The sequence below is a fragment of the Actinomyces sp. oral taxon 849 str. F0330 genome, from assembly GCF_000239715.1.
In the GTDB taxonomy this organism is placed as follows: domain Bacteria; phylum Actinomycetota; class Actinomycetes; order Actinomycetales; family Actinomycetaceae; genus Actinomyces; species Actinomyces johnsonii.
Genome location: NZ_JH470349.1, coordinates 407,910 through 408,985 on the forward strand (window position 1 = coordinate 407,910; position 1,076 = coordinate 408,985).

Sequence of the window (1,076 nt, forward strand, 5' to 3'; positions counted from 1 at the left end):
TGGCCCCGCAGATCGTTGAGCTCTCCCATGACATCCACGACCACCCCGAGACCGGTTTCGAGGAACACCACGCCGTGGCCACGGTCGCCGCACTCCTGCGTCGCCACGGCATCGAGCCCGAGGTCGGCGTCTACGGCATGGACACCGCCCTGCGCGCGGAGGTCTCCGGCTCCCCAGTGCAGGCAGGTGTCTCCGGTCGGTCGGCCGGCACCATCGCGATCCTCGCCGAGTACGATGCTCTCCCCGGTATCGGCCACGGATGCGGCCACAACGTCATGTGCGCTAACTCTGTGGGCGCCTTCCTCGCCCTGGCCGCCTTGGCCCGTTCCCGCCCCGGCGCCCTGCCCGGTCGCGTCGTCCTGCAGACCACGCCCGCCGAGGAGAACTCGACCGCCAAGGAGATCCTCTCCGTGCGCGGCATGCTCGACGGTGTCGACGCCGCCATCCAGACCCACTCCTACGCCCACGACGTCACCCACCAGACTTGGCTCGGGGTGCGCCGCCTGGAGGTCGTCTTCCACGGCGTGCCGGCCCACGCCGCCTCCCAGCCCTTCATGGGCCGCAATGCCCTGGACGCCGCTACCCTGGCCCTGACCGGCATCGGCCTGCTGCGCCAGCAGATGCTCCCCATGGACCGCCTCCACGCCATCATCACCGACGGCGGCCAGGTCCCCAACATCATCCCCGAACGCACCGAGCTGTCCATCATGGTGCGCTCCAAGTACCTCGAGACCCTCAAGGAGATCACCGAGCGGGTCGAGGAGGTCCTCCACGGCGCCGCCCTCATGACCGGAACCGGCGTCGAGATCCTTACCTCGGAGTACTGCAATGAGGTCCCCGTCCGGGACAACGGCCCCCTGCTCACCTCCTGGGTGCGCTCCCAGCGCGAGCGCGGCCGCGACCCCCTGGCCCCCGGGGTCCTGCCCGAGACGATCGCCGCCGGCACCGACTTCGGCAACGTCTCCCAGCGCGTGCCCGGCATCCACCCGCTCATCAAAGTCACCGATCGGCCCGACGTCGCCCTCCACACCCGCGCCATGACCGAGGCCGCCGGCGGCCCCACCGGGGACGCGGCC

1 protein-coding gene is annotated in these 1,076 nt (G+C 70.9%); it reads left to right on the forward strand.

Annotated elements, in window-relative coordinates; all coding sequences use genetic code 11:
• The coding region (locus HMPREF0975_RS03710) for a M20 family metallopeptidase (protein WP_009232797.1) at positions 1-1,076 on the forward strand (1,076 nt) is incomplete at both ends.